The following is a 26,049-nucleotide window of genomic DNA, read 5'->3' as shown; positions in this document are numbered from 1 at the left end:
GCTCTATTGGACAACCTCACCGTTCACAGTGCCCGGGTTGTGGCGTACACCCGCGGCGTAGACCGCCCTGATAGCGCCCAGTGTCCCGAGGTCGTTGAGCGGATCGCCCTCGACCAGGAGGAGGTCGGCTCGGTAGCCGGGAGCGATCCGGCCCGTCGTACCCGAGAGACCAAGTGCAGCTGCCGCTTGGGTCGTTGCCATGTCGATGATCGTGCTGGTCGGCAGGCCCAGGTGGGAGTAGAACGACAAGGCCGGAACCAAGCCGTCGAAGCCAGCGCGCTGGACTCCCGCGTCGGTGCCGGCGACGAGATGAACGCCGGCTTCGGCCATCTGCTGAACGAGGCCGAACATCGCCGCAGCTCGTTCCTCACCGAAAAATTGGGGAAGCATCCGCCAGTGAGGGCTTACTGCCGGACAGACCGTGATTCCTTGCTCCACGATCCGCATGAGCACGTCCTGCCGAAGATCCAGGCCGGTGCTGGTCATCCACGTGCAGTGCTCGATCGTATCGACGCCTGCTTCGACGGATGCGGCGATGCCGTCGGTTCCGTGCGCGTGGGCGGCTACCGGCACGCCCGCCTTGTGAGCCTCGTCCACGATCGCCGCGAGTTCGGCGGGAGAGAACTGACTCTCGTAGCTCTTCGGGCCGCCCTTCGTCAGTCCGCCACCGGTGACCATGGCCTTGATCACTCCAGCGCCTGCCGAGACGTTACGCCGGACCAATTCGCGAATCTCGGCTTCCCCGGAGACCTCGCCACCGAGGAAGTGGGTATGACCCCCCACGGTGGTCAGGGGAGTACCCGCGGACACGATATGTGGTCCCGGAGTACGCCCTCCCGCGATCTCCGAGGCCAGGCGAAGCACCAGGCCATCGCGGTCACCTAGATCCCGGGCCGTGGTGACGCCGCTGAGCAGCAGCTGCTCGGCACGATCGCGCATGTCGCGGAGCAAGGTTTCGTCGGTGGACGCCTGAAGCCCGGAGACAGGCTCGGCCCCGCCGTCGAAGACCAAGTGCACGTGCGCGTCGATCAGCCCCGGCAGGATGGCTCCCGAGAATTCGACGTGGGGTGTGTCAGCGCCAGCCTGCTCGATGATCTGCGCCCGGGGCCCAACGGCGGTGATCGAGTCGCCCGTAATGAGAACCGCGCCGTCCTCCAGGTATACGCCGGATCCAACCAGCACCCGCCCACTGATCAGCATCTCGTCTCCTTGCTCACTGCAGGCCGCGCTCCGCGCGCAACGCGTCTGACACCGCGATCAGTTGTCTCACATCCGACCGGTGATCGCCCCCGGCCGCCATAGCGAGAGGTACAACCGTGCGGGGAGCGGAGGTGCCTTGCCCCACCAGTGTGGAGGCCCGGCGGAGCCGAGCCGCCAGCTGGACGGAGTCGAGGTCGAGAACTGCGGTGGCGTCGTCTTCCTCGTTGATCAGGTAAGGGCTGATATCCACCAGGCCGTCGCGGCATTCCACGATCCTGCGGTGATACCGCCTGTGCACGCTCCGGGCCCGCCACCGGTCGAGAGCTGCCTGAGAGGCCGGCGGCAGGACATGCTGCGGATACGCCTGCGACAACAAGGCCCACAACGGGTAAAGCCGACGGTGGTCCCGCCGGTGCCGGAGCCAGAGCTGTAGCGAAGCGATCCTGGCACGCGCGCCTGAGTAGGTGATACCCGCGACGAAGACCAAGATCGAGGCCATCAGCATGAACGCCACCGCGATGATGATCGGCTCCGGGACCGTTGCGCCCGCCCATCGGACGGTGACAATGACGGCGCGTATCGCGCACTCCAGGGCCATCAAGCTCAGGCCCGCGGCGGCCATCCACAGACCTGTCGAGTGTGGGCGCCGCGACATACGGGCATAGCGGCGGGTCCAGTACGCGGCCATGCCCAGGGCGTACATGAGGTAGAGGCCTGCCACGTTGAAGAAGAGGGCGACCTGCGAAACCGTCATGTCCCCCGACGTGAAGGTTCCTGCGAGTTCCCGCGCCGGGACCGTTTCAGCGCAAACGGTGATCGCGACGCCGACAACCGCCACGACGACGGCCTCGATCCTGGCCCTGCGGCGTCCTGCCTGCCCGTCGGCCGAATACAGGTAGAAGCACATCAGGAAGTAGACCGTGAGGAGCAGAAGAAGATTCTGAATGAGCCTTGCGGTCCCGCTTCCGGCGACTGACTCAACACCGGCCTCGCCCCCCGGCATCGCCAAGAGGTTGGACACCGCCGCGCAGAGGAGACACAAGGCGACGGAACGCAAGGGGGCGTCATGTGGGGATCGCTTCAGCTGGATGAGCTTCCAGACAGCCGCAGCCGAAAGTCCCAGGAGTAGCAGGGCCATGACCTACAGCCATCCCCGCCGGTCACCGAGAGCAGACTGCACGCGTCGGAGCGACGGATCCTCCGACATCGGAGCCGCAGTATCCAGCACTGATGACCATTCGAGAATGATGGTCGCCGCCAGTTCGGCTGCACACTCCTCGCCGTCGTCGTAAGAACAGCGCCGCGCCATGCGCTTGATCATCTCTGGGGCGAACAGCGGAAGCACGCTGGCCCAGTCGGCGATCTCCGCAGCCTGCCGTTCCGGATCAAAGGCGACCTCAGCGCCCACGGCCGCTGGTTCTGCTGCGGCCTCTTCCCTGTCGGCCAGGAGGATGTGACCCACCTCATGAAGGATGATGTGCTCCTGGTGGAGGCGGGTCGTTTCCTGCTGGTACAGGATGACGTCAAAATTCTCGTACTCGCACCAGGCCCCGGAGTGGCCCGGCTTCTTCAGGGGCGCCGGCCGCAGGTACAACGGCCGTCCACGCCTGCTGCTCAGAGCCCGGCAGAGTACGTCGACATCGAGCGGTGGGTTGATCCCGAGATCTCGCAGCTCGCGGCGGATCAGGCGATGCAAGTCACGCTCCACCGTTCGGTTCGTGGCTATGCGCCAGCGCCCGAGGCGCCCGCGGTTCGCGGCGCCTAGGGCGGGAGCCCTTGACTCAGCCACGGTGCGACCGCTCTTTCCTGGCCACATTGGGTAACTCCTTCAACCGGCGGTGACGGCTCCCGGCTGCTCGACACCGCCCTGTGTCGACGACGTTCCACGACGGCAGGCGGGAGAGCTCTGGGACCTGCGAGGTCCCCATCAGGAGACTTTGATGCCGGGCCTCCTGATGGCTTTCGCACGCTGATTTCGCTAACGCGAAGTCGCGGTGAATCACCCGCAAGCTGCGTCAGTAGAGCCTCCGGGAACCTTCTTGGACAGTACGTGACGCCTCGGACAAGACATGGCCTAAAAACCATGATCGTCCCGTCTCGCCCAGCGCTCCCCGCAACGTCTAAAAAGGCACCAAATCGCCTAACTGGGCGCCTGATCATGCTCTGAGCTGCAAGTTTGCCGCATGTCGTGAACGCTTCAAATTGCAATTACCAATGGTGACTCTGTTATGAATTCGTGACTTTGGGCTTCGATTGTGAGGCGACAAGGATTAGAAAAGGGGCAACGCTGCCTACTTGCAGCAAGGGTCATCATGGCTATCTAAGGCATTTCAGACAAACTTCGCAGCTACGCTTTTGGGTCACGCCGAGCGGAACATTGAGCCCATAGTTGACTACTTTTAGCTATTATGCAGACACTGTTAGTGAGTATTGGCATGCTGCGTCGTGACGGTCGGCTTGTGTGTGTGGCTGCCGATGCCATATAGGAAATGGCATAAGTTGCCACGAGCAAACCAGCGTGAATGTCGCTAACGTTCTCGCGGCCCCGAACTGCGGCGTTTCAAGTCGATGGTGCCGAGTTCACGGCCGGCGGCGACCTCGCCGCCTTCGCCGGCCCCGACCGCCTCGCCGGGTTCGCCGGCCTGGCCCCGGCCCTGTGGGGCTCAGGGAAGGTCAGCGGGAACCTGCACAGGCCGCGGCGGTATCACCGCGGCCTGTAACGCGTCTGTCCGCCTTCCAGGTCAGTGTGTTCTGGTGTCCGATCTCGAAGGCGTACTACGCGGAAGCGGAAGGAAGGCAAGGGGCACAAGCAAGCCGTCATCGCCCTCACGCGGCGCCTGTCAACGTGCTCTGGGCGATGATCCGCGACCACATGCCCTTCCAGACCAGCCCAGCCCCTTGATGCAGCGGTCGACCGAGAGGAATCAGCCTTCCTGCGTCTCGTCGGCCTGTTCCTTCTGCTGGTCAGATGCGGACGCCCTCTTCCGGCCGCTCGCGGCCTCTCCCGTGCTTGACTGCGCTCCCGTGCTTGACTGCGCTCCCTTGCGTCCTGCTCCAGTTGCCCTTTCCCGGTCATTCGCGAAGTTGCCCGGATTCTTGACGCCTTGGGTTCGGGCCCTGGCCGATTCCTCGTTCGCCATGAGATTCACCTGATTCCACAACGGTGACCCCGCTGGTGCGGAGCCGGTTCGAATTCACCCTGTGGCAACCCTTCAAGGCCCGCAACCGCAGCAGGGGCCCTCTCAGGCCGAATCGGAGACTCTGGACCAGCCTTCAGGACTTGACTTCGAGATTGGGAAGTTGCCCCCTGCGGAGAGCGATACGGGCCTACCTGGGCCATCTGTGTCGTCACTCTGATCCGGGTGGAGCGAGCGATGGGCCAGGCTCTCGGCGCGTCCCGTGACCTCAAGTGCTTTGGCGTAGCCGCATCGTGCGCGCGGGGGCTCGGGCCCTGAGAGGCCCAAGTCCCTGCGGCATAGTTCACGGGGTCGATGTCGGGGAGGTCGGCGACTTGTCTCCACGCGGGTCATGGTCTCCGCCAATGCCAAGAACCAGCGCCAGCGTTGCGACGACTGCTGCCACGACGGTGATGGCCATGGCTAGGTCTCCGCCCATCTGGGTGTTCCCAGAGGCGCGCCGGGTTTGGCGATATACGAGGAGGCCGACGAGGCAGCCGATTACGAAGATCAGCCCGTTCTCGGGGGCGATATGCAGGTTCACCGAGGCCCTTTGGGTTCAGGGGCCGGCCGTACGTCTCGTGCCGACCCCAAGTTGAGTGGGTGACCCTCGACTACTGACTGTGGGCAGAGTGCCTAACGGACAGTAACTGGTGCGATACGGAGTAATATCAACTTGCGCGAGGGTTTTTTTAAAACCCTCAACTCACGCCTCACCTTACCCAGTTGTTGCCCCACCCCGCGCCCCACACTGAGGAAGATCCGTCTCTCTGGATCGCAGGCATCGGCACAGCCCTGGGCCCTTCATGGCCGACTCAAGCGTCCGGTCAGGGGTAGGCGGTACAGGTGCGGGGCCCGAGTCGGGCGAGTCAGGTCCGGTAGGCCGACATGGCTTGGCGTACGGAGCCGACTGGACTGGGTACGCTGTTTCGCCGATCGAGCCTCCAGGTCACGCGTGGTGGGGACCGGGCTGGCGCGGCAGTCGACCCTCGTCTGCGGAGTCTTCGATGCCTTTGCTCATGCGAGTACGGTGCGGAGACGTCTTATCTGCGGTCTGGCAGGGTAAGTAGAAGCCGACTGGACCTCTGAATTTTCTTCAGCAACGCACCTTGACGCCGTGTTGACGTGTCAGCACGGGGGCTGGATCGAGGAGGGGCGAGCAGGGCGCAGGAGGGTGGAAACGGGCTCTAATGTCTGATTCTTCGGCGTTTCCGCAGGTCAGGACGGTAACAATTTTGGGTTCGACTCCCCTAGGCTCCACATCGACAGACCCCCTGACCTGCATGAATGCAGAAAGGGGGGTCTTTTTGTCCCGTTTTCCCGTGCTGACGTGTCAGCACGGCTGTGCTGACGTTTGGCTTCGGCAGGCTGCTGCCTTGGGCGTGGGCAGTGTCCGTGCCCTCCTGCTGATCTCCTAGAACCGATGGGTGGACTGGGGTCCGGCCCTGATCGTGGTCATCATGCTCAGCCGACCGAGGCGGTGCGCTCCTAGGTGAGTAGGACGCTTTGCGTCTCCTGCTGGCGACTCTGGACCTGGTGATCGATGGCAGTCCGGGCACAGGCCGGCTTGTCATGGATCGTGGACGATGGCTAGTCGTCCGGCGCTCTTGCGGATCTTTGAGACTCCGCGGCGCTCTTCAGGACGTGGGTTTCTGCTGCATCGGGGGTTGTCGGGGGCGGGGTGGCGTGGATAGCCTGCCCGGGAGTAAGGAGTTCGGGACAGGACCTGAACCACCGCTGATCTCTTCGAGGCATGGAGCGTCGGAACGCGCCTTCGCTACCGCCTCTTCCCGTGTTCTCTTCCGTTGCCGCCGGGATGTCAGCGCTCCGGCGGCCGAAAGGCGTCTGCATGACTATCTACTGTCAACACGCGAACCGTGGGAAGACGCAGATTCTGGCGGTCTACCGGCGTGAGGACGATGCCGTGTCGTCCACCGTGACGAGCCTCGGTTCTGCAGAGCTTGCGGCACCGATCGTTGAGGCACTCAATCGGATCTCCGCCCTTGCCACAGTACCCCTGGGCCTCTTTGACGAGCGGGGTAGGCGGGTGGAACGTTATCCCACTGAGCATCTGGCAGCGCTCACCGACCGGGCTGCGCGTGCTGGGCTCCTTAGCGGAGCGCACAGCCTCTGGTACGAGTGGGTCTGCTGGGATCTTCACCAGGCGCTGGTGGACCTGGACGAGGCGGTCGCGGCCGCACCCGCTCCGATCCGGATCGCGATCGAGGCGGAGCTGGAGACAGAGGAACGTGAGCTGCGCGATGCGCTCGCCGAGTACTCGGAGGCAGTCCCTGTGCCTGAGGGGAACCAGCGTTCCTGGGATTCCGGGTTCCCGTTCGTTCCGTACAAGGGCGGTATGCACCTCCTGACGCGTGAAGCGCGGAAGGAATTGGACCGTCTTGAGGAAGGCATCACCCGCGAGAAGCGGGAGGCGGCAGTTTCGGACTTGCGACTGCTGGTCACCGCCTTCGACCAGTGGTCGGCCGCGCAGGCGGACGACGGGATGTTCTCGCTTGAGTACCCCGAGATCTTTGCCGAGCCGTACGACGCGGATCACCACTTCCTGACGGTCTCCGTCCCGGATCCTGGTGGTGAGGGCGTGGACGCCTGGCACGTCGATGTGTGCCGGTGGGAGCCCGATGACCCTGAGGAGAAGGGGGAGGAGGAGTACAGCAGCGCCACCGGTGAACACCTACTCCGGTGTGTGCTGCCCGCGACTCCGAGTGCCGAAGATGTCGCCCAGTTGTTGTCCAGGGTCTCTGCGGAGCCAGGAGTACTCACGGAGTGGGCTCAGACGACTGTGGGGAGCCCGCTGGAGGGGACGACCCTGGTCGTCACCTCGTGCCTGGCCGAATGAGTCTTGAGACAGTCCGCGCGGGGGCAGCCTTTCCTGTCTCAGCTGGGCATTGTCCTTGGAGGTAGGAGGAGGGCTGACGGGAGGAGCTGCCGTCGCTGTTCCGCGGAGCTGCCTGCTGCCCGCCCTCAGCTCGAATGCTGAGCGACACCGGGTAAGAGGTGCACTTCCGACAGGTTTCTCATCGAGCTGGCCACCGGGCGGACCTACACACTCGACCTGGACTAGCTGCCTCGCCCGCCTGACCTGCTTGTATTCCGCGTGCAACTGAGGCGTGTGCTGACATGTCAGCACACGCCCAGGATCGAGCCGAACTCAGAAGGCCGAATCGGCTGAGGTCCAGTCATGGTCATCAAGTTTCGGTAGACCGAGGCCGTGCACGCCCGGGGCGCTGGGGCACTTCGAGTCTCCTGCGGCTCGGTGACTCTGGTACTCGCTGATCGGTGGCAGTGGGTACCAGCCAAATAGGATGACTGCATGACTACGGAGGCAACGCAGACGGCACCGGATGTGGTGGAGGATGTATTCGACGGCCAGGCCACCGGCGTCGAAGTGGAGGACTCCGGCAGCGTCGCGGGGGTGATCCAAAGGCCGTGGAATCCCGAGCAGATCCGTGTGACGACGAGCGCGTTCTCTTTGCGCAACATCCTCGACCAGATCGACGAAGGCTCCCTCGAGCTCGCGCCGGACTTCCAGCGTGGCCGGGTCTGGCGCACGGAGCAGAAGTCTCTGCTCATCGAGTCCGTGCTTTTGCAGATCCCGCTCCCGGCGTTCTACTTCGCCGAGGACAGTGATGGCGCGTTCCACGTCGTCGACGGGCTTCAGCGGCTCTCCACTTTGCATGCCTTCGTGAGGGGGACGGATACCGGGTTCCCCCTCAAGGGCGTGGAGTACCTCGAAGACGCAGAAGGGGCCCGCTTCCAGGACCTGCCTGTGCAGCTGCAGCGTCGGATCAACAACACGCAGCTGGTGGTCAACGTGATCGATCCGACGACGCCGGCAGGTGTCATGTACGACATCTTCAAGCGGATCAATACGGGTGGCACACCGCTCAATGCGCAGGAGATCCGGCACTGCATGAGTCGGCCGCGGAGCCGCGACATCCTCAAGCGCATGACGCACACGGGGGCGTTCAGCGAGGCAACGAACGGGCTGACCGGTCACATCAGGATGAATGATCGTGAGATGGCGTTGCGCTTCGCGGCGTTCTGGCTGCTTGGCATGGACGCCTACCTTGAGCATCCGGTCATGGAGACCTTCCTGATGGAGGCCACTCGGCTGCTGGACGACCCGGAGGGGGTGCCGGACGTACGGGTGCGCGAGCTGGAACGGTCCTTTGAAGGGGCGATGGCCAATGCGTACCTGCTCTTCGGTGAGCACACCTTCCGTAAGTGGCCCATCGATGCCAGTGGACGGAGTCCCATCAACCGGGCGCTGTTCGAGACGTGGTCGATCGCGGTGGCGGATTACGACGCAGATGACCTCAAACGGCGTCGCGCGAGCATCGTGGAGGCCGCACGTACGCGGATGACCACTGATGTTGAGTACCTCAACGCCATCACTTCCTCCACAGCTGACCGACGGCGGGTCGCCTATCGGTTTGATGCAGCTGCCCATGACGCGAGGGCCGGACTGTGATTCGGTCCCTGGAAGTCACGCATTTCAAGTGCTTCAAGTCAGCGTCGTTCGCGATGCGTCCACTCACTGTTCTGACCGGAGTGAACGGTGGTGGAAAGAGCACCATGCTCCAGTCCCTGTTGCTGGCTCGGTTGGCAGCCGTTACACAAGGACGTGCGGTTCGGTTGAATGGGCCGCTGGGGCTAGCCCTCGGTGAGGCCCGCGACGTGCTGCATTGGGCCGCACCGGAACGAGAGATCGGTTTGCGGCTCAGCGGTCCGGAAGGCCAGGTATGGGAGTACCAGTTCAGCCTGCCTGAAGAGGAGCACGCACTGCACCTGGGAGTGAAGCAGGCTCCGTCCGGCTCGGTGCCAGGTATCGATAACTCAGGCGCCGGCTTTACGTATCTCTGCGCCGAACGTCTTGGCCCTCGCGACACTCTGTCGGTCTCCGCACAGGAACCGGACGAGATTGGAGTGGGGGTGCAAGGTGAATACACGGCCCAGGTGCTGGCTTTGCGTGAAACGCGGGCAGTGAGCTCCCGCAGAGTGGTCCGTGAGGCACTCCACCACCCGAGGGCCAGCAGCCCACAGCCCCGATTTCAGGCTCAGGCATGGGCATCGGACATCATTCGTCCCATCCGCATTACTGCTCAGCTGGCCGTGGGGATCATGGCAAGCACGATTCGGTTCGAAGAGGCCGAGCAAGGTGGAGAGCAGGTCAGACCGACGAACACCGGCTTTGGTGTCTCCTACGCCTTGCCGATCATCGTCGCGGGGCTGCTGACTGAGCCTGGAGATTTGCTGCTCGTGGAGAACCCCGAGGCCCACTTGCACCCGGCAGGGCAGTCCAAACTCGGGCGGTTCCTGGCCCAAGTGGCGGGCAGTGGGGTCCAAGTCGTGGTGGAGACCCACAGCGATCACGTACTCAACGGTGCCCGGCTGGCTGTCGCCCAGGACCGCTCTCTGCCTGCAACTGACATGGTCGTGCACTACTTCGACCACGACCAGGCCCTACCGATCCAGGTCAATGACAAGGGCGAGCTGGACCATTGGCCCGCTGGGTTCTTCGATCAGATCGAGAGTGACCTCGGGAGGCTGGCCCGTGCCCGGCGAGCCCGATGACGACTACCGCGTCGTCCTGGATGAAGGCAGCCTCGGCTGGAGTCATCTGACAGATGCCGGTCTACGAGACATTCTTGGCACCTTCTTGGAACTGCTGGAGGGGGTGGCTGATGGCAGGCAGGCGGCGTTCATGGACGTCGCCTATGAGACCGAGTGCTGGTCACAGCTCACTCTCTTCGCACTCGCCTGCACGCCTCATCCTGCGGTTCCCCGCGACGAACGCGTTCGGCTGGCAAAGCTACTGGACAAGTGCCGTGTTCTTGAGCCGCAGGAGGAAGACCTTCCCCAGGCTGTACGGGTGAGCGGTGGCGCTCATACGGAGGTGTCATGGGGCATGTCCCATGCTTTGGCCCGCGCGGCTGTCGGTCGGGCGATGTCGTGTCTCGTTGTGCCGGTTGTCCCGGGCCCCTCGGGATGGACCACAGTCGACCGTGATACGGACCAGGTAGAGATCCACATCATGAGCGACCCGGCGGATGCGACAGGGTTCTGGCGAGAGGTGTACACCCGTGAAAACATTCTTGAGGGTCAGTTCTTCACACTGTCGGGCTCGGCCTTCCCTGAACTGATCTTTGAGCGTTCTTTGGGTTTCCACCGATTCAAGGGTTCCTACGCCGAGGTCATGCCCTGGCTCGTGCAGCTACTTGGTGCCATCAACGACCATTTCGCCGATGCCTTGTCAGAGCATGCAGGCGATCAAAACCAGGTCATAGCGCGGTTCTCCGCCCTAGGTCTGAACGTCTCGCCCGAAAGCCCATCTACGAAGAAAAATGGCAAAGCCTGGGCGCAGCGGCTGGTCACGTACAAGGATGTGCCGTACCGCTGCGAGTGGCATGGTAAGCGGCTGTGGAGTCATGATCGTGTGCACTTCTCCCTGCCTATCCCGGAACAGGGCGGTCGGATTCTGATCGGCCTCTTCGTCGAGCATCTCGGTACTTGACCTCAACCGGTTCGAAACGGATGCTCAGCGGGCAGCCGCCGACACTGCCTGGACACTCAAGCCGTTCACCGCGATCCAGGGCCAGGGGCCCGCGGCCATGACCCGGGCGCTGTTCTACAACATCCTCGACGGCAACCCGATGGAGGTGAGTCTCCCGCAGGCGAGGGAGGCGCTGCCCAAGCCCGTCGCCGAGTCGCGAGTCGAAGATCCCGCTTCCGTTGACTACGGAGATGAGCTGACTGCCACGATCGATTGGCTGAGTGCTCACCCCGAAGTTTGGGATCCACCTCGTCGCGGCAGGTCTCAGGGTCCTCGCAGAGGCGGGAGGAATCCCCTGAGTGGCATCACGAGGGCAAGACCTGGCCCGTGGAGCTGGCCAACTTCATCGCCTTCACAAGCGGCTCGCTCCGGTCATCGGTGCGAAGGAGGCCCTCCTTGCCGTGATCGGCGCCACAGAGATGCTTGTCCACCCGGGGACGATCGGCGGCATCACGCTCCCCTGTGGCGTACGGATTCTCGACCAACTCGACAGCCTCTTCCTGAACGACCCGTATAAGGATGCCAGAGGCGTGGAGGACAGCTCTTCGCAGAAATGAATCGCTGTCAACGTCATTCGCCTTGGGTGAGCCAGGCAAGGAAGTAATCCTGCGGACCGACAGGAGCACTGCAACGGCTGGCTCGAGGTTCTTTGTGCTACGGCGTCACCGCTGGGTGAAGTGGAGTGATCCGGTCGTTTCGATTTGCGCGGGCAATGTCACTTTTCCGTGCTGACGTGTCAGCACGGGGACCTGATCGAGGCGGATAGAGCGGGACGCAGGAGGACGGAAACAGGGCCTAATGTCCGATTCTCCGGCGTTTCCGCAGGTCAGAAAGGTAACAATTTCGGGTTCGACTCCCCTAGGCTCCACACCAGAAGCCCCTCTGACCTGTGCAAACGCCAGGCGGAGGGGCTTTTCTTGTGGGCTGTGGCTGCTCGGTTATCCGGCGAGAACCGGTGATCCGGCGCCCCGGTGATCCGGCATGAGGGGACTGTGGCGGTGCCCCCGGCTGCGGAAGTGCGCCCCTGACATCTGGAGCCCATGGGTCCTGTGAGTCCGGTGCGCCCCGTGCGCATGGCAGTGCCCCGGAGCCGTGGGCGCCGGGGCACTGTCGGACGGGGAGGTCCGGTGATCAGCGCACGGTGACGTTGAAGACCGGGGACGCCGTGCTCCCGCTGACGATGCGCAACTGGTTCTTGCCCTTGATGCCGAGCTTGACGCCCAGCGAGTACGAGCCGCTGTGGGTGATGGGCGAGGATGCGGGCAGCGTGACCCACTTGCTGCCCTGCTTCTGCTGGAGGGTCACCTTGGCACCCGCCTTGAGGCCGGTCGTGGTGCCGGTGACCCGGAAGAGCTGCCACGCCTTCACGGAGTTCACCGACGGCTTCGCCGTGATGGCGGCCTTGGCGGCGACGGTCTGTGCGACGGGCGCGCTGGGTGCGGGCGCGGCGGTGTCGGCCATGGCGGCGGTTCCGGCCAGAGCGACGGTTGCGGCGGCGAGCGCGCCGACGGCAGCGATGCGCAGAGAGTGCCGCTTGGTGACGATCATGAGTGTCCCTTTCGGTGAGGAGCTCTGATTTCACGCAAAGGTGAGACAAATACTGTTGGTGTGGGTCTCACATGAAAAGACGATGTGTGGCCCGCATGCGTTGTTGGCGGTGTGTCACCGTCCTGTAACAGGCTTTCCGGGCCGGGCGGCGGCCCGCCGTATGCCATCGACTCCCGCCGTTCCTGTCGTCCCCACTGCTCCTGCCGTTCCAGGCGCCGGCTGCGGGCCGTCGACGGGCCGCAGCCCGTCTGGTAGGTCTCGGGCCATGACCTCTTCAGACTCCGTGCAACCGGACCCCTCCGCTGAACTCCTCCCCACCACCCGGCGGGCGCTACTGCACCGCATCGCTGTCGCACAGTCCGAGGGGCGAGTGCCGTCCCTGGTGGCGGCGGTGATGCGGGACGGGCAGATGGTGTGGTCCGGGGCGCGCAGCTGCGTGGACGGTCACGCTCCGGACGCGGACACGCAGTACCGGATCGGTTCGATCACCAAGCCCTTCACCGCGGTCGCCGTGATGCGCCTGCGTGACGAGGGCCTGCTCGACCTGGCGGACCCGCTGGAGAAGCACCTTCCGGGCACCGGGGTCGGCGCAGTGACGATCGCTCAACTGCTCAGCCACACAGCGGGTCTGGCCGCGGAGACGCCGGGCGAGTGGTGGGAGCGGTCGTCGGCAGCGCTGCGTCCCACGCTCGCGGATCTGCTCGGTGAACGGCCGCAGGTGCATCCGGCCGGCCGGCGCCACCACTACTCGAACCCGGGATACGCCCTGCTCGGCGCGGTGGTGGAGGCGCTGCGCGACGCGCCATGGGCGGAGGTGGTGCGGCGCGAGATCTGCGTACCGCTGGGCATGGACCGTACGAGCGCCCAGCCGCAGGAGCCCCATGCCGGGGCGTGGGCGGTGCACCCGTGGGCTGACGCGCTGCTTCCGGAACCGGCCGAGGACCTGGGGCTGATGGCGCCCGCGGGGCAACTGTGGTCGACGGCCGCCGACCTCTGCCGTTTCGCCGCCTTCCTGGCGGAGGGCGATGACCGGGTGCTGGGTGCGGAGACCGTTCGGGAGATGCGCGCGCCCGCGGCCCCGCCGGAGGCGGGCCAGTGGGACGGCGGGTACGGGCTCGGCGTACAGCTCGCCCAGCGTGACGGCCGGACGCTGGCCGGGCACACCGGTTCGCTGCCGGGGTTCGTGGCCGGGCTGTGGGTGAGCGCGGCGGACGGAGTGGCCGCTGTGGCGCTCTCGAACAGCACGTCGGGGGTCGGGCCGCAGGTCGCCGCCGATCTGATCCGGATCGTGGCGGACTCGGAACCAGCCATTCCGAAGCCGTGGCGCCCGCTGCCGGAGGTCGCTCCCGGCCTGCTCGAACTGGCCGGCCCCTGGTACTGGGGTACATCGGTGAGTGCCCTGCGGCTGACGGCGGACGGCGGGATGGAGTTCGGCCCGCTGGCCGGCGGCGGGCGGAGTTCCCGGTTCCGCGCGGAGCCGGACGGCAGCTGGACCGGGCTGGACGGCTACTTCGCGGGCGAGACGCTGCGGCCCGTCCGGCGTGACGGCGAAGTGAACCACCTGAATCTGGGTTCGTTTGTCTTCACCCGGCAGCCGTACGACCCGGCGGCACCGGTTCCGGGCGGAGTGGACGAGGACGGCTGGCGGGGGCTGCCGTAGCGGGGCTGCCCCAGGGGGCGGGCGGAGCGGTACGGACCCACCTGCGCGAGTCCACTGACCGGCCCTCCCACTGCGGCGGCGGCCCTCCCGCCGCGGCGGTTCGGCCGACCCGATATTTCGCGCCGGCCCCGGCAGCCGGCGTCGGCCCGGTAGCCGGTGTCAGTCGGCTGTCCGCGTCGGCCTGGTAGCCGGCGTCAGCTCGGCCGTCCGTGTCCGCTCGGCAGTTGGCATCCGCTCGGCGGTTCGTGCCGGCCCGGCAGTCGGCGTCAGCTCGGCCGTCCGCGTCAGTTCGACAGTTCCCGCTCCAGGGGCGTCCGGAACCGCGGTGTGATCCGGGCGTCCCCCACCCAGTCCGCGAGCCGGGCGGCCTCCGCCTCGACCGCGTCGGCGGCTGCCTGCCCGGCGTCGGCCAGCAGCCGCCACACCACTTCGCCGTCCGCGCGCTGCGCCCAGCCGCCGATGATCCTGCCGTTCCACCACACGGTCGGGCCGATGTTGCCCGCGCGGTCGAAGAGGGCCGGGCGGTGTCCGGCATCGAGGTGGAAGGTGCGGTCGGCCCAGCCCATGGCGCTGGGGTCGAGGCCGGGCAACAGCGCCGCCCACGGCTCGGTGGGCGGCTCGGGGGCGGTGTCGCCCGGTGCGACGAATCCGCGCGCCCCGTCGTCCAGTTCGACCTCCTCCGCGCCGATCGCCATGAGCGCCCTGCGGGCGTCCGTCAGGGTCCACCCCGTCCACCACTTGAGGTCGGCCTCGGTGGCGGGCCCGTAGGAGAGCAGCCAGCGGCGGGCCAGCGCGGCCTTGGCCTCGGGGACCGGGAGAGCCGGCCAGGACGTTCCGGCCGTCCAGCGGAACTGGCTCGACGTCCACGAGCCGCGCGGCCGGTCGCGGCGGATGCGGCCGTCGGCGGCCAGCAGCCGGATGACCCGGGTGGCGACGCCCTGTACGGCCTCCCACTTCTTGCCGGGGAACACCGTGATCTTCGTGCGGAGTGCGGGAACCGCGGCGGAGAGTTCGCTGCCGGTGGCCGCGCCGCGGTCGGCGAGCGCGGCCAGCGTCGCCGATTCGGCCTCGGCCAGCCAGCGTTCGTCCAGGCCGCCGCCGTCCTCATCGAGGTGTTTGAGGAACGTCCTGCGCTCCTTCGCCGCGATGGCGCGGGCCGTGGAGGCGTCGACGCAGGGGGCCACGTCCCGGGACATCGCGAAGAGCGTGTTGCGCAGGCAGAGCAGCCGTACCAGGGAGACGTCCTCGTACAGGGCGTGTTCGACGGCGGCCGTGCTCGCTTCGGCCAGCCGGGCGCAGACGGAGAGATAGACGGTCGACGCGTCGGTGGCGTGCAGGGCGACGACGGCGTCGGACGCCTCGACGGGGGTGGCCGCCCGCGCGGAGGGTGCGAGGCGGTGGCGCCGGCCCAGCCGGATACGGCGCTGCTCGTCGCTGATGCGGTGCATGGGCGGTGCCTTCCCGTTCGGGTCGTGGGCTGCGGTCTGTTGCGCGCGGCCGAGGTGTCAGAGCTGGAGCTTGAAGCCGAGGTGGCTCGCGGTGAAGCCGAGCCTCTCGTAGAAGCGGTGGGCGTCGGTCCGGGTGGCGTCCGATGTCAGCTGGACCAACTGGCAGCCCTGGTCGCGTGAGGTGTCGACGGCCCACTCGATGAGCTGGGTGCCGAGACCGCTGCCGCGCTCGTCGCCGTGGATGCGTACGCCCTCGATGATGGAGCGGGTGGCGCCGCGCCGGGAGAGCCCGGGGATCACGGTGAGCTGGAGGGTGCCGACGACGCGGCCCTCGCGCACCGCGACGACCAGGTGCTGCTGTGGGTCGGCGGCGATCCGCCGGTGCGCCGCGGTGTACGGGGCGAGGTCGTCGGGGGACTCGCGCTGGGCGCCGAGCGGGTCGTCGGCCAGCATCGCCACGATCGCGGGGATGTCGTTCTCCTGTGCGGGGCGGATCTCCAGGTCGCTCATGGTGCGCAGAGTACGTGGACACGGGTGGCGGCAGGCCACCGGCCGGGTCAGGAAGGCTGGTTGAGCTCCTCGACCGCGCGCACCAGCGGGGCCAGTTCCGGGTGGGCCGCGGCTTCGTCGAGAGCTTCGCGCAGCGCACGGGTGTTGGTGGGGCGGGCCTCGTCGAGCAGCGAGCGGCCGGCTTCGGTGACATCGGTGTAGATGCCCCGGCGGTCGGTGACACAGAGGTAGCGGGTGAGCAGCCCCCGGTCTTCCTGGCGCGTGACGAGGCGGGTGGTGGCGCTCTGGCTGAGGACCACGGCGTCGGCGACCTGCTTCATCTGGAGATGCCCGCCCGGGCCGTCGTGCTGACGGCTGAGGATGTCGAGCAGTGAGTACTCACGCACGCTCAGCCCGTGGCCGCGCTGCAGGGCTTTTTCGAGGTGGGCCTCGATGCGGGCGTGCAGCAGGGACAGCGCGCACCAGCCCTGGGAGAGCGCGGTGAGTGCCGGGTCGGTCGCTGTCACTGCCATGGCTGGTCTCCTCCGTCGTCCTGCACCGCCGCCTGGCAACAGGGTAGGGCACGGTCCGAAATAGTCCGCGCTTGCAATTAATCGGCGTACGCAAGTATTGTCCGTGCATGTAAGGCGCTCGTGCAAGCAAACCTCGTACTCCGTTCCGGAAGGTGCAACCCCATGCCACTCGCGCTCCTCGCCCTAGCCATCGGGGCGTTCGGTATCGGCACCACCGAGTTCGTGATCATGGGGCTGTTGCCGCAGGTCGCGGACTCCTTCCAGGTCTCGATTCCCACCGCCGGATATCTGGTGACGGGTTACGCGCTGGGGGTGGTCGCCGGGGCCCCGCTGATGACCGTCATCGGCACCCGCGTCCCCCGCAAGACGATGCTGATGCTGCTGATGGGGCTGTTCATCATCGGCAACGTGGTCTCCGCGACTGCCCCGGTGTTCGGCGTGATGCTCGCCGGGCGCATCGTCGCCTCGTTCGCGCACGGCGCGTTCTTCGGTATCGGGTCGGTCGTGGCCGCGGGTCTGGTCGCACCGCAGAAGAAGGCCGGTGCCATCGCGATGATGTTCACCGGGCTGACGCTGGCCAATGTCATCGGTGTGCCCCTGGGCACCCTCATCGGCCAGGACATCGGCTGGCGGCTGACGTTCCTGCTCGTCGCCGGGCTCGGCGTCCTCGGTCTCCTCGGCGTCGCCCGGCTCGTACCGGAGCAGCCCAGGCCGGAGGGCGTCCGGCTGCGGCACGAGATCGCCGCCTTCCGCAATGTGCAGGTGCTGCTCGCGATGGCGATGACGGTTCTCGGCTTCGGCGGCGTCTTTGCCGCGATCACCTACATCTCACCGATGATGACGTCCGTCGCCGGATTCTCCGAGGCCGGAGTCACCTGGCTGCTGGTGCTCTTCGGTCTCGGCATGGTGAGCGGCAATCTGATCGGCGGCCGCTTCGCCGACCGTGCGCTGATGCCGATGCTGTACGTGTCGCTGGGCGGGCTGGCCCTGGTCCTGGCGCTGTTCACCCTCACCGCGCACGACCGGGTCGCTTCGGCGGTCACGATCTTCCTGATCGGCGGACTGGGGTTCGCGACCGTTCCGCCTCTGCAGAAGCGGGTGCTCGACCACGCGTCGGGGGCGCCGACGCTGGCTTCGGCCGTCAACATCGGCGCCTTCAACCTGGGTAACGCGCTGTCCGCCTGGCTCGGCGGGATCGTCATCGCAGCGGGTCTCGGCTACACCGCCCCCAACTGGGTGGGCGCCGTGCTTGCCGCGTCCGCGCTGGTCCTCGCCCTTGTCTCCAGCACGCTGGAGCGGCGGAGCGGGTCCGCGGGCCAGGCAGGACCCGCAGGCCGGATCGTGGCTGGAGCTGGAGCTGGAGCCGCATCGACGCCGTCACTCGGGGCAGGCCCTGAAGTACCCGCGAATCGCTGAACGTTGGCGACGCCCACGGCCCAGCTGTCAGCCCGCTGCGACGGTCAGGGGCGTGAAGCGGCGGGTCCAGTCGCCCGGCAGATCCGGGACGCCCCGCACCATCACGGTGTTGAAGGCGACCGGCTCCATCCCGCCGGCCTTGACCCAGTCGAGGAGTTCCGTGTGGCGTACGTCGATGTCGGCGCGCAACGGACGGTCGGTGCCAGCCGTGAGTGAGGCGATCAGCGCTTGCGCGGTCGCGGTGTCGCGGGCGATCAGCGGGCCGACCACCTGGCTGTCCGTGCTGGGCCAGGCCGCCGTGTAGCCGGTGACGCCGTCGACGTCCTCGGCTACTCGCAGCTGGTCGGCGAAGGCGGGCAGCCGCGTGATCAGGTGGGTGCGGTCCGCACCGAAGACCTCGTGGTCGAGACGGAGGATCCCCGGCAGATCGCCGGCCGTGGCCGGACGGGTGGCCACAGCCGGTGCCGGGCTCGGCGGAGCGAAGTGGCCGCGGACCATCTCGGCCCGGCCCACGTCCCGGAAGCCGAGCCTCTCGTAGAGCGGCCGGCCGAGCGGGGTCGCGTACAGGGTGAGCGGGACACCGTCGAACTCGGCGATCACATGGCGCATCATCCGCTGCCCGGCTCCTTGCCGTGCGTATGCGTCGGCGACCAGGAGCATGCCGACGGCGGCCGGCCCCGAGCCGTACGCGGTGACCACACAGGCCGTCGCCAGCCCCTTGCCCCCGGGGTCGTCGATTCCGTAACCCGTCCCTGCGGCGAGCAGCAGCCCCCACTTGTGATCGTCGCGCGGCCAGCCGCGGTTCTCCGAAAGGTCGGCACAGGAGGTGAGGTCACCGTGGGTCAGGCGGCGGATGGGCAGCTCGTCGAGGGGTGAGGGCATGAGGGTCAGGCTCGCTGATGGGTGTGTGCTCCGTCCACCGTCCGCCGCTGGTCCAGGTACTCCCGGCCGCGTGTCGTCAGGCCCCACGGTTTCAGCACCGAGATGGCTGTCATGAAGAAGTACGCGGAGGAGGCGACGGTGGGGCCGGAGACCAGGCTCAGATCGGGATGCCCGGATGCGGCAGCCCCGTTGATCTGCGGCCGCAGCGCCAGGGCGGACGCGGCGAGGGTGACGAGCGTCAGCCAGAACTTGACCCACACCCAGCGGTGGCGGGCCAGACCCCAGTGCGTCCCGAGGGAGAGCACCACGCCGCTGATCAGAGTGAGCAGGCCGATCGGGATGACCAGCCAGTCACCGAAGACCTTCATCGATCGGTACGCGGCCTCCGTCACGGACGCGTCGGCACAGGTGTACGCCGTGATCCCCAGCGCGAGCAGCCCGACGGTCAGGCCCAGCCAGCCCACCGAGACGGCGACATGGACCACGAGGACAGCCCGGCGTACGGAGCGGCTCAGAGGTTTCACGTGAAACACAGTGCCGGGCATCCGGGCTCAGGGCGTCTGACAGGGGGAGTAAGTGGCTGTACTAACCTCGGCGTACATGGCACGCCTGCATCTCTTCGACCTTGACGGAACCCTCATCCGTGGTTCGGCCGCGCCAGTGGAGATATCCCGCCAGCTGGGCCTGCTGGACGAGATCGGTGTGCTGGAGCGCGCTCTGGTCTCGGGGCAGATCGGTCCCCCCGAGTACGCGGTGGAAGTACACGCTCTCTGGTCGGGACTCACCGCGGACCATGTGGCGGCCGCTTTCGCCGGGGCGCCGTGGCTCGCCGGGATCAAGGAGGTCTGGCGGGACATCCGGGAGCGCGGCGACTACTGCGCGGTCATCTCGCTCTCGCCGTCGTTCTTCGTGGAGCGGCTCCTCGGCTGGGGCGCGCATGCGGCACACGGCTCGCGCTTCCCCGATGTGCCGTTCGACCGGCCGGTGGACCCGGCGGGCATTCTCAGTGCGGCTGCGAAGGTCCGGATCGCGGACCAGCTCTGCACGGAGTTCGGTGTCGGGCGGGCCGACTGTGTCGCGTACGGCGACTCGGTGTCGGACGTGGAACTGTTCGGCGCGGTGACGCGGTCGGTTGCCGTGAACGCGGACAACCATCTGGCCGGGCTGGCCACACACACCTACGCGGGCGGCGATCTGCGTGAGGTCTACGCACTCGTCGCCGCGACCGACACGAACTGACCGACGGGGAGCCGGCCGACGTGCTGACCGACGGGAGCCGACCGGACGGGCTGACCGACGGGAGCCGGCCGGGTGGGCTGACCGACGGGAGCCGGTCGACGAACCGGCTCGGGCCTCATCCCAGGTCTGCGGCCTGGAGCGCCCTGACTCCTTCGATGTTCCCGTCGAGATAGTGCCGCAGCGAGAGCGGCACCAGATGGACGGCCGCGATCCCGACCCGGCTGAAGGGCACCCGGACGATCTCGTACTCGCCGCAGGGCTCTTCGATCTCCGGCCCGTGCCGCAGGGCAGGGTCCATGGACGCCAGCCGGCAGACGAAGAAGTGCTGCACCTTCACGCCCGCCACCCCGCCGCCTTCGGGGATGTGCTCGACGGTGTCGACGAAGCAGGGCACCACATCGGTGATCTTGGCGCCGAGTTCCTCGTCGATCTCACGGTGCAGGGCTTCGACCACAGTGGAGTCCTCGGCCTCCACTCCGCCGCCGGGGGTGACCCAGTACGGTTCCACGCCGGGCTTGGTCCGCTTGATGAGGATCAGGTGGTCGCCGTCGAGGAGCACGGCGCGGGCGGTGCGCTTGACCACTGGACGTTCGGTCATGGAAGGAGATTGGCCCGGGAAACGGGTTCCGAAACGCATCAGCTGCCCCGGGCCCCTCACTCAGGACCAGTCGGCCGCCGCCCGCAGCAGCCACTCCTGGGCCCGTGCGATGTGCGGGAGGGCCAGCGTTCCGGTGCGTACGGCGAGGAAGTAGGTGCGCAGCGGTGGCACCGGCGGATCCAGCAGCGCCACCACCTCGCCGCGCTCCAGGGCGTCCTCGCACAGATAGCGCGGCAGCACGGCGAGCCCGGCGCCCGACACCACCGCCTGCTGGACGGCCCGCAGATCGGGCGCGATGACCGATGCGGTGCCGGCGGGGCCTGCGGGGCGTGCGTCGAAGACGGCGCTCCAGTAGCGGGACACGAACGGCAGCGACTCATGGACCTCCACCACGGGCAGGTCCTTCAGTACGGACGGCCCCCGGCGCCGCAGTGTGCCCGGGCCGATCCGGGCAGCCCAGCGGGGCGAGGCGACCAGGACGTGTTCCTCGTCGCAGAGCGCGGTCGCGGTCAGGAGTTCACCGCGCGGGCGTGCCGTCGTGATGGCGAGGTCGTGGTGTCCGGCGCCGAGCCCGTCCAGGGCTTCCTCGGTGTTGCCGAACGAGGCGCGCAGCGCGACGCCCTGCGGTATCAGCGAGGTGAGCGCGGGCAGCGCGCGAACGGCGGTGAACTCGGGCGGTCCCGCCAGATGCAGCGTGCGCGTCCCGGCCTCCTCGTCGAGACCGGTCTCGGCGATCTCGACGAGCGCGTCCAGATGCGGTGCCGCGCGGTGCGCCAGCTCGTCCCCGATGGTGGTCGGGGTGACGCCCCGGGCCCGGCGCAGGAACAGTGGACGCCCCAGCTGCCGCTCCAGGGTGCGTATCTGGCTGGTGACCGCGGGCTGGGAGAGCCCGAGGAGTGCGGCGGCGCGGGTGAAGGACCCGGCCCGGTGCACGGTGACGAAGGTGCGGAGCAGGGCCAGATCCATGTCCGTACCGTCCCGTTCTGACTGTGGCGAAGGTGTCCCGGCCCCCGGGCAGAACTATAAATAAGTCGATAGGTCTCTGCCGCTACTGTGATTGGACACTGACGCAGAGTCAACTAGCCTTGTTGAGGCGGTTCTTCGCGCGTTGAACGGGGAACCGGTGACGGTCCGAGCCATGAGGGGGGAGGCTCGGACCGTCCGCAGTGCGCGGCGGTACCAGCGGTACCGCCGCGGCTGTTGCTCCGGCGCCCCTACTGCTGCGCTGCTACGGCCGCGCCGCCTCGTCCAGGGCCCTCAGGACGTCCGCCACCAGGTCCCGGGTGTCCTCGACACCGGCCGAGAACCGGATGAACCCCTCAGGCACGGCGTCACCGCCCCAGCGGCCACGCCGTTCGGCGGTGGAGCGGACACTGCCGAAACTGGTCGCGTCGTCGGCCAGCCGCAGTGCGCCGAGGAAGCGCTCCGCGTGATCGCGGCCGGGCAGCACGAAGGAGACCACGCAGCCGAAGCGCCGCATCTGGCCCGTCGCCGTGGTGTGCGAGGGGTCCGACGGCAGCCCGGGATGGCGCAGACCCTCGACCTCCGCCCGCCCGGCGAGCGCCTCGGCGAGCGCCAGGGCGTTCGCCGACTGCCGGTCGGCGCGCAGCTGGATCGTGGCGAGCGAGCGGTGCGCGAGCCAGGACTCCATCGGCCCGGGGATGGCTCCGACGACCTTGCGCCACTTCCGTACCCGCCCCGCGAGTTCCGCGTCCCGGCAGGTGACATAGCCGAGCAGGATGTCGCCGTGCCCGGTCAGCCCCTTGGTGCCGCTCGCCACGGAGAAGTCCGCGCCGAGATCGAGGGGCCGCTGCCCGAGCGGGGTGGCCAGGGTGTTGTCGACGGCGACCAGTGTGCCGCCCGCGTGCGCGGCCGCGGTGAGCCGCCGTACGTCGCAGACGTCAAGCCCCGGATTGGACGGGGTCTCGATCCACAGCAGCCGGGCGCCGGCCAGAGCGTTCAGCTGGGCGTCTCCCCCGGTCGGCGCGGTCCGCACCTCGATGCCGTACGCCTCCAGCTGTTCCCGTACGAGAGGCAGCGCCTGGTATCCGTCGTCGGGGAGCACCACCGTGTCACCGGCGCGCGCCTGGGAGAGCAGGACGGCCGATACGGCTGCCATGCCGGACGCGAAAGTGACCGTCTCGGCCGGCTTGTCCGGCGACTCCAGCTCGCTGATGGCCGCTTCGAGATGCGTCCAGGTCGGGTTGGTGTCGCGGCCGTAGGTGTAGGGCCCGGTGGGCTCGCCCGGCAGGTGGTAATGGGCGGCGAACACCGGTCCCGGCAGGGTCGGTTCGTACTTCACCGGCTCGGGCAGCCCGGCCCGTACCGCTCGCGTCCCGTCTCCGGGGCCCGTGGTGGGTGTGTTCGCGGGGGTGTCCATGGCAGAGGTGCTCATCCGGGCCTCAGTCCTCGTCGGGCAGGACGACGTTCATCGCCCACGAGACGACCGAGATGATCAGGCCACCGAGCACAGCGGTCCAGAAGCCCTGGACATGGAAGGAGAGATCGAGCTTTCCGGACAGCCAGGACGTCAGCAGCAGCATCAGGGCGTTGATCACCAGGGTGATGAGCCCCAGTGTGAGGATGAACAGAGGGAAGGCGATCAGCTTCACAACCGGCTTGACGACAAAGTTCACCAGGCCGAAAACCACCGCGACGATGATCAGGGTGACCGTCTTGCGGCCGGTGGAGTCGCCACCGAGCGTGATGTCCTGGAGGAGCCAGATGGCTACGAAGAGTGCTGCCGCGTTGGCAACCGTCTTGACTACAAAATTCTTCATGTGTCTGATCGTGGCAGACACGATCGGTACGAGTGCAGGGGCTGACGAGCGATGAAGGCATTCCGGCTGGATGAACTGGAGGCGGAGCGTGCTGCCAACGACGGCGCATACCTGCAGTTCCTGCGCGAACGGAACATGTCGGTGGGGCTCTACGCGCTGGACGCGGGAGCGACCGACCGCCAGCAGCCGCACGGGCAGGACGAGGTGTACTTCGTGGTGAGCGGCCGGGCCTCGATCACCGTCGGTACGGAGACGACCGAGGTCGCACGGGGCGGGGTCGTCTATGTGCCGGCCGGGGTGGCGCACAAGTTCCACCACATCTCCGAGGATCTGCGGGTTCTTGTGGTCTTCTCACCGCCGGAGAGCTGACCGGGGCCGGCCGGAGCTGACCGGAGCTGACCCGTGGGGTCCGGAACCCTGCTGTCCCGTAGGGGGCGGATCAGGGGATTCCAAGGGCTGCGCGGCCTCCGCCGGGCCCCCGGGCGCCTTTAGCATCGACAGCAGAGCACCCGGAGTGGCCGGCGTGGTCCAGGAACATCCAGGAAGAGGTAGGGACGATGGCGGTCCGAGAGATTTTCGCGGGAATGCCGTGGTGGGTGAAGTGGGTAGCGGTGCCCGTCCTCGTGCTGATCGTGTTCGGCGGTCTCATCGCGACCGTCATCGGCTTTGTGATCGGGCTGCTCTTCAAGGCCCTGGTGCTGGTGGCGCTCGTCGCCGGACTGATCTACGTCGTCCGTAAGTTCACCTCTTCGTCGTCCTCGCGGAACGACTGGTAGAACGGCCGGCAGACCGACTGAACAGACTGCCCGGCGAGCAGCTGAGCAGACCGACTGAACAGAGCGACTGAGCAGACCGGCTGAGTAGACCGGCTGAGCAGACCGGCTGAGTAGACCGGCTGAGCAGACCGGCTGAGTAGACCGGCTGAGCAGACCGGCTGAACAGAGCGACCCGCAAGCTGAACAGAGCGACTGAACGTGCGGTCGTTAGCCCGGCTGAGGGACGGGGCCGGTAAAACCGCACGGCCGGACGGAGGCTGTGGCTACAGTGAGAAATCCCCGCCGCCTCCTTGGGAAACCTGTCTGAAAAGGCGCTGACCAGCGGATTGTGCGCGGCGGGACCCATGAGGGAGAAGCCCTCGCGGGCATGTGATCCGCCGTCGGCACGCTGGGGGTGACCCTTTGGCCACAGCACCTGACACCGCTGCGCCGACACTGATCGGCTCCGTGCAGCGCGCGCTCAGGCTGCTGGAGGCGGTCAGCTCCCACAGTGGTGGAGCCCCCGCGAAGCAGCTCGCCAGGGAGGCGGGACTCCCCCTCCCCACCGCCTACCACCTGCTGCGCACCCTCGCCCATGAGGGCTATGTGCGCCGGGAGAACGGCGTGTTCGTCCCCGGAGCAGCCGCCGAGCGGCTGGCCGACCGCTGCGCCGTGCGGAACCGGCGCGCCACCCTGCTCGAATCGCTGAACTCCTGGCGGGACGCGCTCGGGGTACCGATTTATTTTGCGGCGTACCACGAGGGCGAGATCGAGCTCGTCGCGGTCGCCGACACTCCCGCCGCGCCCGCCGTCGAGGAATGGGCGGACTTCCGGGAAACCGGTCATGCACACGCCCTCGGCCAGTGTCTGCTGAGCCAGCTCGACGAAGCCTCCCGCAGCGACCATCTGGACCGCCATCCGGTGCGCCCGCTGACCCGCTATTCGGTACGTGACCGGTGCGTCCTGCTGCGAAGGCTGGCCGCGGCGGAACGGATGCAACCGGTGGTCGAGCGGCAGGAGTACGCGCTCGGCACCGTCTGCGCGGCCATCCCGATCACGGCCGGCTCAGGGGTCGCGGCGATGGCTGTTTCCGGCCCCATCCACCAGCAAGTACGGTTGCTCTCTGCAGCTGAAACGTTACGGTCCGAGGTTGGGGCTTTGCTCGATTCGCTTGCGTTCTCTATCAGTATCTGAAATATCACTCCTTGTGATCTGTTTGCGCTTACAGCACGATTACGTCAAGAGGGCCTGGAGATACATTCCCGGCCATCTTGGGAACCAACACGGCGTCTACTGCGGGGTAGGGACATGCGCGAATCGGTCCAGGCAGAGGTCATGATGAGCTTCCTCGTCTCCGAGGAGCTCTCCTTCCGTATTCCGGTGGAGCTCTGCTACGAGGTGGGTGATCCGTATGCGGTGCGGATGACCTTCCACCTTCCCGGGGACGAGCCGGTGACGTGGACGTTCGGCCGCGAGCTGCTCCTCGACGGGATCAACGCCCCGACGGGGGACGGCGATGTGCACATCTCGCCCAGCGATCCGTCGGGTCTCGCCGATGTCCATCTGCGTCTCCAGGTCGGGGCGGACCGCGCGCTGTTCCGGGCGGGCAGCGCCCCGCTGATCGCTTTCCTGGACCGCACCGACAAGATCGTCCCGCTCGGCGAGGAGCGCAGCCTGGGCGACTTCGACGGACATCTGGAAGCGGCACTCGGCCGGATCCTCGCGGAGGAGAACGCGGGCTGAGGACTCCG

General features: G+C 67.2%; 26 protein-coding genes and 1 pseudogene. 13 read left to right on the top strand and 14 right to left on the bottom strand.

Annotation, left to right across the window (positions count from 1 at the left end; genetic code table 11):
* Positions 1–3: 3 nt before the first annotated feature.
* Genes G3I19_RS00180 through G3I19_RS00170 form a run of 3 tightly spaced genes read right to left on the bottom strand, consistent with a single transcriptional unit; the run spans position 4 to position 2,908 of the window.
* Positions 4–1,200 carry an amidohydrolase family protein gene (locus tag G3I19_RS00180; RefSeq protein WP_164258085.1) on the bottom strand — a complete coding sequence of 399 codons (1,197 nt, stop codon included), beginning with the start codon at positions 1,198–1,200 and terminating at the stop codon, positions 4–6.
* A gap of 13 nt (positions 1,201–1,213) precedes the next feature.
* Positions 1,214–2,338, bottom strand: a complete 1,125-nt coding sequence (locus tag G3I19_RS00175) for an MAB_1171c family putative transporter (RefSeq protein ID WP_164258077.1) — start codon at positions 2,336–2,338, stop codon at positions 1,214–1,216.
* A 3-nt stretch (positions 2,339–2,341) separates the two neighbouring features.
* A complete protein-coding gene (locus G3I19_RS00170) occupies positions 2,342–2,908 on the bottom strand; it encodes a hypothetical protein (protein WP_164258075.1) in 567 nt (188 codons plus the stop codon).
* 856 nt (positions 2,909–3,764) lie between these two features.
* Between G3I19_RS00170 and G3I19_RS37145 the strand changes: the two are divergent.
* A pseudogene (locus G3I19_RS37145) lies at positions 3,765–4,102 on the top strand (IS110 family transposase); the annotation flags it as partial.
* A 578-nt stretch (positions 4,103–4,680) separates the two neighbouring features.
* Here G3I19_RS37145 and G3I19_RS00160 read toward each other — a convergent pair.
* Positions 4,681–4,920: a hypothetical protein gene (locus G3I19_RS00160; RefSeq protein WP_164258070.1), complete on the bottom strand. Its 240-nt coding sequence runs from the start codon at positions 4,918–4,920 to the stop codon at positions 4,681–4,683.
* Between the two features lie 1,305 nt (positions 4,921–6,225).
* Between G3I19_RS00160 and G3I19_RS00155 the strand changes: the two genes are divergently transcribed.
* The 5 genes from G3I19_RS00155 to G3I19_RS00135 all read left to right on the top strand — a co-directional run bounded on the left by G3I19_RS00155 (position 6,226) and on the right by G3I19_RS00135 (position 11,507).
* Complete coding sequence (locus tag G3I19_RS00155) at positions 6,226–7,233, top strand: hypothetical protein (protein WP_164258068.1); 1,008 nt, start codon at positions 6,226–6,228, stop codon at positions 7,231–7,233.
* Positions 7,234–7,707: 474 nt separating this feature from the next.
* Entirely contained in the window at positions 7,708–8,868 is a 1,161-nt protein-coding gene (locus G3I19_RS00150; RefSeq protein ID WP_164258066.1) for a DUF262 domain-containing protein, read from the top strand.
* Positions 8,869–8,972: 104 nt separating this feature from the next.
* Positions 8,973–9,971, top strand: a complete 999-nt coding sequence (locus G3I19_RS00145; RefSeq protein WP_239073841.1) for a DUF3696 domain-containing protein — start codon at positions 8,973–8,975, stop codon at positions 9,969–9,971.
* Complete coding sequence (locus G3I19_RS00140; RefSeq protein WP_164258061.1) at positions 9,952–10,911, top strand: hypothetical protein; 960 nt, start codon at positions 9,952–9,954, stop codon at positions 10,909–10,911. The genes G3I19_RS00145 and G3I19_RS00140 overlap by 20 nt, the downstream gene beginning before the upstream one ends.
* 440 nt (positions 10,912–11,351) lie before the next feature.
* Entirely contained in the window at positions 11,352–11,507 is a 156-nt protein-coding gene (locus G3I19_RS00135; protein WP_164258059.1) for a hypothetical protein, read from the top strand.
* Between the two features lie 574 nt (positions 11,508–12,081).
* On the opposite strand, the gene G3I19_RS00130 is transcribed toward G3I19_RS00135, so the two are convergent.
* Entirely contained in the window at positions 12,082–12,498 is a 417-nt protein-coding gene (locus tag G3I19_RS00130; protein ID WP_164258057.1) for a hypothetical protein, read from the bottom strand.
* A 265-nt stretch (positions 12,499–12,763) separates the two neighbouring features.
* Between G3I19_RS00130 and G3I19_RS00125 the strand changes: the two genes are divergently transcribed.
* On the top strand, positions 12,764–14,158 hold the full coding sequence (locus tag G3I19_RS00125) for a serine hydrolase domain-containing protein (RefSeq protein WP_164258055.1): 1,395 nt from the start codon (positions 12,764–12,766) through the stop codon (positions 14,156–14,158).
* Between the two features lie 284 nt (positions 14,159–14,442).
* On the opposite strand, the gene G3I19_RS00120 is transcribed toward G3I19_RS00125, so the two are convergent.
* Genes G3I19_RS00120 through G3I19_RS00110 form a run of 3 tightly spaced genes read right to left on the bottom strand, consistent with a single transcriptional unit; the run spans position 14,443 to position 16,622 of the window.
* Positions 14,443–15,606 (bottom strand): winged helix DNA-binding domain-containing protein, encoded by a 1,164-nt coding sequence (locus G3I19_RS00120; RefSeq protein ID WP_164258053.1) that lies wholly within the window; start codon positions 15,604–15,606, stop codon positions 14,443–14,445.
* Positions 15,607–15,663: 57 nt separating this feature from the next.
* Complete coding sequence (locus G3I19_RS00115) at positions 15,664–16,116, bottom strand: GNAT family N-acetyltransferase (RefSeq protein WP_164258051.1); 453 nt, start codon at positions 16,114–16,116, stop codon at positions 15,664–15,666.
* A gap of 47 nt (positions 16,117–16,163) precedes the next feature.
* Positions 16,164–16,622 carry a MarR family transcriptional regulator gene (locus tag G3I19_RS00110; RefSeq protein WP_164258334.1) on the bottom strand — a complete coding sequence of 153 codons (459 nt, stop codon included), beginning with the start codon at positions 16,620–16,622 and terminating at the stop codon, positions 16,164–16,166.
* Positions 16,623–16,790: 168 nt separating this feature from the next.
* Between G3I19_RS00110 and G3I19_RS00105 the strand changes: the two genes are divergently transcribed.
* Positions 16,791–18,044, top strand: a complete 1,254-nt coding sequence (locus G3I19_RS00105) for an MFS transporter (protein WP_164258049.1) — start codon at positions 16,791–16,793, stop codon at positions 18,042–18,044.
* Between the two features lie 27 nt (positions 18,045–18,071).
* Here G3I19_RS00105 and G3I19_RS00100 read toward each other — a convergent pair whose 3' ends face one another.
* A complete protein-coding gene (locus tag G3I19_RS00100; protein WP_164258047.1) occupies positions 18,072–18,926 on the bottom strand; it encodes a GNAT family N-acetyltransferase in 855 nt (284 codons plus the stop codon).
* 5 nt (positions 18,927–18,931) lie between these two features.
* Entirely contained in the window at positions 18,932–19,450 is a 519-nt protein-coding gene (locus tag G3I19_RS00095; RefSeq protein WP_164258045.1) for a DUF2269 domain-containing protein, read from the bottom strand.
* A gap of 76 nt (positions 19,451–19,526) precedes the next feature.
* On the opposite strand from G3I19_RS00095, the gene G3I19_RS00090 reads away from it, so the two are divergent.
* Positions 19,527–20,165 (top strand): HAD-IB family phosphatase, encoded by a 639-nt coding sequence (locus G3I19_RS00090; protein WP_164258043.1) that lies wholly within the window; start codon positions 19,527–19,529, stop codon positions 20,163–20,165.
* 115 nt (positions 20,166–20,280) lie between these two features.
* On the opposite strand, the gene G3I19_RS00085 is transcribed toward G3I19_RS00090, so the two are convergent.
* The 4 genes from G3I19_RS00085 to G3I19_RS00070 all read right to left on the bottom strand — a co-directional run bounded on the left by G3I19_RS00085 (position 20,281) and on the right by G3I19_RS00070 (position 23,543).
* Positions 20,281–20,763 (bottom strand): NUDIX hydrolase, encoded by a 483-nt coding sequence (locus G3I19_RS00085; protein ID WP_164258041.1) that lies wholly within the window; start codon positions 20,761–20,763, stop codon positions 20,281–20,283.
* A gap of 60 nt (positions 20,764–20,823) precedes the next feature.
* Entirely contained in the window at positions 20,824–21,729 is a 906-nt protein-coding gene (locus G3I19_RS00080; protein WP_164258039.1) for a LysR family transcriptional regulator, read from the bottom strand.
* Positions 21,730–21,991: 262 nt separating this feature from the next.
* Positions 21,992–23,158, bottom strand: coding sequence for a cystathionine gamma-lyase (locus G3I19_RS00075; protein WP_239073840.1), 1,167 nt, complete (start codon positions 23,156–23,158; stop codon positions 21,992–21,994).
* A 7-nt stretch (positions 23,159–23,165) separates the two neighbouring features.
* Positions 23,166–23,543 carry a phage holin family protein gene (locus G3I19_RS00070; RefSeq protein WP_164258037.1) on the bottom strand — a complete coding sequence of 126 codons (378 nt, stop codon included), beginning with the start codon at positions 23,541–23,543 and terminating at the stop codon, positions 23,166–23,168.
* 51 nt (positions 23,544–23,594) lie between these two features.
* Here G3I19_RS00070 and G3I19_RS00065 point away from each other — a divergent pair, with 51 nt between their 5' ends.
* The 4 genes from G3I19_RS00065 (at position 23,595) to G3I19_RS00050 (ending at position 26,041) form a co-directional block, all read left to right on the top strand.
* On the top strand, positions 23,595–23,912 hold the full coding sequence (locus tag G3I19_RS00065) for a cupin domain-containing protein (RefSeq protein WP_164258035.1): 318 nt from the start codon (positions 23,595–23,597) through the stop codon (positions 23,910–23,912).
* 188 nt (positions 23,913–24,100) lie between these two features.
* A complete protein-coding gene (locus tag G3I19_RS00060) occupies positions 24,101–24,319 on the top strand; it encodes a DUF5326 family protein (RefSeq protein ID WP_164258033.1) in 219 nt (72 codons plus the stop codon).
* 402 nt (positions 24,320–24,721) lie between these two features.
* Positions 24,722–25,492, top strand: a complete 771-nt coding sequence (locus G3I19_RS00055) for a helix-turn-helix domain-containing protein (protein ID WP_164258030.1) — start codon at positions 24,722–24,724, stop codon at positions 25,490–25,492.
* Positions 25,493–25,606: 114 nt separating this feature from the next.
* Entirely contained in the window at positions 25,607–26,041 is a 435-nt protein-coding gene (locus G3I19_RS00050; protein WP_164258028.1) for an SsgA family sporulation/cell division regulator, read from the top strand.
* Positions 26,042–26,049 lie beyond the last annotated feature (8 nt).

The organism is Streptomyces sp. SID10853 (genome assembly GCF_010548145.1).
GTDB lineage: Bacteria > Actinomycetota > Actinomycetes > Streptomycetales > Streptomycetaceae > Streptomyces.
This window is presented reverse-complemented; position numbering and strand designations above follow the sequence as displayed.

What these genes read in the sequence shown, in the direction of transcription:
- G3I19_RS00180 (WP_164258085.1), bottom strand. Translation starts at nt 1,200, where the DNA reads ATGCTGATCAGTGGGCGGGTGCTGGTTGGATCCGGCGTATACCTGGAG.
- G3I19_RS00175 (WP_164258077.1), bottom strand. Translation starts at nt 2,338, where the DNA reads ATGGCCCTGCTACTCCTGGGACTTTCGGCTGCGGCTGTCTGGAAGCTC.
- G3I19_RS00155 (WP_164258068.1), top strand. Translation starts at nt 6,226, where the DNA reads ATGACTATCTACTGTCAACACGCGAACCGTGGGAAGACGCAGATTCTG.
- G3I19_RS00150 (WP_164258066.1), top strand. Translation starts at nt 7,708, where the DNA reads ATGACTACGGAGGCAACGCAGACGGCACCGGATGTGGTGGAGGATGTA.
- G3I19_RS00145 (WP_239073841.1), top strand. Translation starts at nt 8,973, where the DNA reads ATGCTCCAGTCCCTGTTGCTGGCTCGGTTGGCAGCCGTTACACAAGGA.
- G3I19_RS00130 (WP_164258057.1), bottom strand. Translation starts at nt 12,498, where the DNA reads ATGATCGTCACCAAGCGGCACTCTCTGCGCATCGCTGCCGTCGGCGCG.
- G3I19_RS00125 (WP_164258055.1), top strand. Translation starts at nt 12,764, where the DNA reads ATGACCTCTTCAGACTCCGTGCAACCGGACCCCTCCGCTGAACTCCTC.
- G3I19_RS00120 (WP_164258053.1), bottom strand. Translation starts at nt 15,606, where the DNA reads ATGCACCGCATCAGCGACGAGCAGCGCCGTATCCGGCTGGGCCGGCGC.
- G3I19_RS00115 (WP_164258051.1), bottom strand. Translation starts at nt 16,116, where the DNA reads ATGAGCGACCTGGAGATCCGCCCCGCACAGGAGAACGACATCCCCGCG.
- G3I19_RS00105 (WP_164258049.1), top strand. Translation starts at nt 16,791, where the DNA reads ATGCCACTCGCGCTCCTCGCCCTAGCCATCGGGGCGTTCGGTATCGGC.
- G3I19_RS00100 (WP_164258047.1), bottom strand. Translation starts at nt 18,926, where the DNA reads ATGCCCTCACCCCTCGACGAGCTGCCCATCCGCCGCCTGACCCACGGT.
- G3I19_RS00090 (WP_164258043.1), top strand. Translation starts at nt 19,527, where the DNA reads ATGGCACGCCTGCATCTCTTCGACCTTGACGGAACCCTCATCCGTGGT.
- G3I19_RS00085 (WP_164258041.1), bottom strand. Translation starts at nt 20,763, where the DNA reads ATGACCGAACGTCCAGTGGTCAAGCGCACCGCCCGCGCCGTGCTCCTC.
- G3I19_RS00080 (WP_164258039.1), bottom strand. Translation starts at nt 21,729, where the DNA reads ATGGATCTGGCCCTGCTCCGCACCTTCGTCACCGTGCACCGGGCCGGG.
- G3I19_RS00075 (WP_239073840.1), bottom strand. Translation starts at nt 23,158, where the DNA reads ATGAGCACCTCTGCCATGGACACCCCCGCGAACACACCCACCACGGGC.
- G3I19_RS00070 (WP_164258037.1), bottom strand. Translation starts at nt 23,543, where the DNA reads ATGAAGAATTTTGTAGTCAAGACGGTTGCCAACGCGGCAGCACTCTTC.
- G3I19_RS00065 (WP_164258035.1), top strand. Translation starts at nt 23,595, where the DNA reads ATGAAGGCATTCCGGCTGGATGAACTGGAGGCGGAGCGTGCTGCCAAC.
- G3I19_RS00060 (WP_164258033.1), top strand. Translation starts at nt 24,101, where the DNA reads ATGGCGGTCCGAGAGATTTTCGCGGGAATGCCGTGGTGGGTGAAGTGG.
- G3I19_RS00050 (WP_164258028.1), top strand. Translation starts at nt 25,607, where the DNA reads ATGCGCGAATCGGTCCAGGCAGAGGTCATGATGAGCTTCCTCGTCTCC.